Raw genomic sequence first — 4270 nt, 5'->3', positions numbered from 1 at the left:
TCGCTTTAAATAAAGCATTTCTTGTTGTTCTTGCATAACGATGTTTTTTTGTGTATCGCTATTTCAGGACTAGACATAAATTCTAAATAAAAAACCGAACTAAGACGTTCGGTTTTTTTATTTTTTTATGTTAGAATTTTTATAATTTCTAATCACAAAATTGAGTCCAGTTTCTAGAATTTCACCCATAGATTCGCATTTTTTGAACTGAATGCTATAAGTAAGTTTGTGCAATCCTGCTTTCAATTCTTCTACATGTTCTGGTTTAGAAATCTCATCTCTTTTCATAATTTCTAGCAAATGAGGCAACCTTCCGTCTGTACTGGCGCGTTTTGCAATGGCAGAACGAACTTCTTTTCTATATTGTTCGATGGAATTGGGTTTAAGTCTATCATAAACCATTTCTACCATTTTCTTATTTTCTTTGAAATATTGAGGCAGATAAATTTTGAGATTTCCTTCGTAGCACTGCTGGTCAAAATCAATCGGACGAATTCTATACACCACTTGGTCAAAATCATGTGCAGGAATCACCACGTAATTGTAAGAACGCATATCTCCGAGTAAACCGATGAGACATCTTTCGTTAAATTTCACAAACTCTTTGGCAATTTGAGCTTTTTCTTGAGGTGAACATTGGTCTAAATGCTTTTCTATAAAGACATCTCCAGGAATTCCTAAAATATGTTCCTCAATTAAAGTGTCTTTGTACAAAAGGAAATTAATACGATTAGGCGAAAGAATTTCTTCTAATTCCAGACCATAAATCCTAGAAGCATCTGCTTTTTTAATGTAAAAATTGGTATAATTATCATTCAGAATATTTCTTACTCTAATTCTAAATGGTTTAGAGTTCCCAAACGTACAAAAATGAATAGAATCTACCTTCAAAAAAGGAAGTACATCTACATCTCCATCAGAATGTAAAAGCGTATAAATTTTATTGAGATTAGCTTCGATTTCGGCGTGTTCAAATTCTGGGTAATACACATTGAGCCAAAGTGTGTCCTTGCCTTCTTTATCATGAACAGGCATATAATCTGAAAAACGCAATAAATCATCATAATAAAATCTGATATTGGTAAGTCGATGATTTTTTTCCAAATAATCCATCAATTCTGGATTTACGGGATACATTGGTTTTCTGAATTCTATTTTTACGTCTTTCATCCTCCTGAATTTGTCTTTTCAAAGATACAAAATCTTTTGTAGGGCTTTTCTTTAACCTCAACAAAAAACCTCCAAGAAAATCTTGAAGGTTTGAAATATCATGTGAAATAATTTTAAGCTTTTACAGGAATGGTTTTCAGTTGTCTGAAGGTAATCATTCTGTAATTTTCTTCGTCCCAAAGCGTATAAAAAGCATATTTTACACTGCTTAATAACGTGATAGTCGTTACATATTTTTGGAAAACAGGATTCTCCTTGCTGCATTTTTCTAATTTATAGAAAGGAACTTTCGGAGCCAAATGATGAATGTGATGATACCCAATATTTCCTGTAAAAAAGTTGAAAATTTTTGGCAATTTATAATAAGAACTTCCTTTAATTGCTGCTAAAAGATATTGCCAATCTTCTTTCCATGCTTTGTAATTTGGGTCGTGCTGATGTTGCATGTAAAAAAACCAAATCGCTGTAAACGCAAACGTGATAAGGATAGGAATATATAAAAGTGCTAATTTTTTGAATCCTTCAATAAGATCAAAACTTGGCAAGCTTAAAATCACACCTAGAATGGCAAAAAATCCTAATAAGTATAAATTGGTTCTCAACAGCGTTAAACGTTCTTTCTCCCAACCTTTGAATTTGATAAAAGGAATTCTGTTGTGAATAAAAATGTAGTAAATAGGCCCCAAAACAAACATTACAGGAACGGAACGATAAATTCTATATTTAATCTTTCCCCAATTAGAAAGTTCGTTGTATTCTCTCACCGTCAACAAGGTAACATCTCCGATGGTTCTGGTATCTAACTGTCCTTGATGTGCATGATGATGATTATGAGAACGCGCCCAATATTTGTAAGGAATACACGTCATCAAACTCATTAGAAATCCTGTTCTATCGTTTTTAGTTCTATCTGGAAAAAAAGATTGATGCCCACAATCATGCTGAATAATAAAAATTCTGGTTAAAAATAATCCTGCGAAAAAGCAAATTCCTAAAGCGCCCCAAAATTGAAATTCATAAACTATGGCTGCCGCTATAAAAAGCAAACCAAAAGGTAAAACCGTTTTCCAAACTTCTTTTCTTGCTAATTTTACTTCCGGTGTAGCATAAGGTTTAATAAGTTCCTTCCAGTTTTTTAAGTCGTTAATAATGTTTTGTTCTCCTCTCATTTAATTATTATGTTAAAAAGACAAAGATATTATTCTATGAATAAAAATTTTAAATTTTAAGACTATTTAACGTATAAATAATTAAATTCGTGAAAAATAAAATCATGAATCGCAAAGAATTTCTTACCACTTCTCTTGGCGCAACTTTAGGCGTTGCTATTTTGCCTCAATTATGGTCTTGTACTTCTCAGAGAACTGTTTTTGAAGTTTTAAAATCTTCAAATGGTGATATTTCTAAAATCAGAGGAAATGTGAGCAGTTTTACCAATCGTGGCGGAACCGTAGGTTTGTTAGAAACCAAAGATTCATTTGTAGTTATTGATGCTCAATTTCCAGATTTTATTCAACCTTTAATCGATTCTATTTCTCATGTCAAAGGAAAACCGATTGAGTTTTTGTGCAACACGCATCATCACGGAGATCACACTGCAGGAAATTTCGCTTTTAAAAATTTGACTCAAAAAATTGTGGCACAAAAGAATGTTCCAGAATTGCAGAAAAATGCAGCAGAACTCGCTAAAAATGTAGACAAACAAGTTTACGCCAATATTTTATTTGAAGACCAATACCTCATCAAATCTGGTGGAGAAAGAGTAACCGCTTATCATTTCGGAGCGGGACATACTTTTGGTGATGCGATGTATCATTTTGAAAAAGACAATGTGGTTCACATGGGAGATTTAATGTTCATCAACATGATTCCTGTTTATCGCGTAAAAGATGGTTCTAATTTTAGAAGCTGGATTTCTGTTTTAGAAAAAGCCATTTCTACTTTTGATAAAGATACTTTATTTATTTTCGGACATGCTCCAGATAAAAATCTCACAAAAGGAAACCTAGAAAATCTCACCGAAATGAGAAATTTCTTAGAAGCCAGTGCAGATTACATCAAAAAATCTCTAGCCGAAGGAAAAACCACAGAACAACTAACTGAAAATCTAGTGATTCCAAAATTTGAACACCGAAAAGCCATGAACAAAGATTTCACCAAAACCTTTGTAGAAGGAATTGCAAGTCAGTTATAACAAAGAAATCTCCAGAAAATTCTGGAGATTTTTATTTTGAGTAAAGCAAATATACTGTTCCAACGTATGCATTTTTGGTAATAATATCAGTCATTACTTCTTCGTCTAAATAAATGTATTCAAAATTTGGATTTTCTTTTTTAATTTTTTCAAATTTATTTCTAGAAATTCTTTTACCATCAAAATAATAAAAATCTAGAGGAGTTGGTGTTACAATCACTACCGCTCCTATTTCAAGCATTCCATCATCAGCATGTAGCGTTTTGTTAGAAAACAAATCATTTTTAGAAAGCAAATGAATAGAACTTCCCTTAATTATTTTTCCAAATTTAATTTGATTATAGGAAATTTTTAAAATGTTCTTTTCTTGAATTATAGATTCTGGAACTTCGATTTGAAAATTATTATCAGTATCAATTGTTCCATTATATAATTTTGATTTTGTTATCAATTTTATTGATTGAGGTTCTCTAAAACCAATTTTTAAAGAATCAATTTTTCCTTTAATTAAAATCTTTTTATCTAAAATATTCTCAATAGAATTATTCTGAATAACTTTTTGATTAGAACAAGAAACTGTGGTTAATGAAACAGCGATTAAAATGCTTGATGCAATATTTAGTTTAGATTTATAAATTCTTCCGCACAATTTAGTATTTTCAAGTAAAATCTTTTCTATTTCTTCAGAAGATTTATCTGTAAAATCCCAAACTTTTTTTGAGCAAACATTACAAAATTTACCTTCTGGAATATCTATCATCTCACCCCAATTTTCACTGCAAGGATTATGTATTTTGAATTTTTTCACAATTATAAAGTTTTTATAAAAATGAGTTGTCCTAAAAAAGGTTGACTCATTAATAATTCAAATATAGTTAAATCGTAGCAGAATTAATTCTGTTACGA

General features: G+C 31.0%; 4 protein-coding genes. 1 reads left to right on the top strand and 3 read right to left on the bottom strand.

Features of this window, described 5'->3' with window-relative positions:
• Positions 1-117 precede the first annotated feature (117 nt).
• Both QO190_RS13170 and QO190_RS13165 read right to left on the bottom strand, forming a co-directional pair.
• Positions 118-1170, bottom strand: coding sequence for a hypothetical protein (locus tag QO190_RS13170; protein ID WP_371463830.1), 1053 nt, complete (start codon positions 1168-1170; stop codon positions 118-120).
• Positions 1171-1283: 113 nt separating this feature from the next.
• Positions 1284-2339 (bottom strand): fatty acid desaturase, encoded by a 1056-nt coding sequence (locus tag QO190_RS13165; RefSeq protein ID WP_371463832.1) that lies wholly within the window; start codon positions 2337-2339, stop codon positions 1284-1286.
• Positions 2340-2443: 104 nt separating this feature from the next.
• Between QO190_RS13165 and QO190_RS13160 the strand changes: the two genes are divergently transcribed.
• On the top strand, positions 2444-3364 hold the full coding sequence (locus tag QO190_RS13160) for an MBL fold metallo-hydrolase (protein WP_371463834.1): 921 nt from the start codon (positions 2444-2446) through the stop codon (positions 3362-3364).
• A 31-nt stretch (positions 3365-3395) separates the two neighbouring features.
• On the opposite strand, the gene QO190_RS13155 is transcribed toward QO190_RS13160, so the two are convergent.
• Positions 3396-4172 (bottom strand): hypothetical protein, encoded by a 777-nt coding sequence (locus tag QO190_RS13155; protein WP_371463836.1) that lies wholly within the window; start codon positions 4170-4172, stop codon positions 3396-3398.
• Positions 4173-4270: the final 98 nt, after the last annotated feature.

This window comes from Cloacibacterium sp. Arc13 (genome assembly GCF_041431305.1).
Classification (GTDB): Bacteria; Bacteroidota; Bacteroidia; order Flavobacteriales; family Weeksellaceae; genus Cloacibacterium; species Cloacibacterium caeni_B.
The sequence above is the reverse complement of the archived record's forward strand: the minus strand, read 5'-3'. Positions and strand labels throughout refer to the sequence as shown.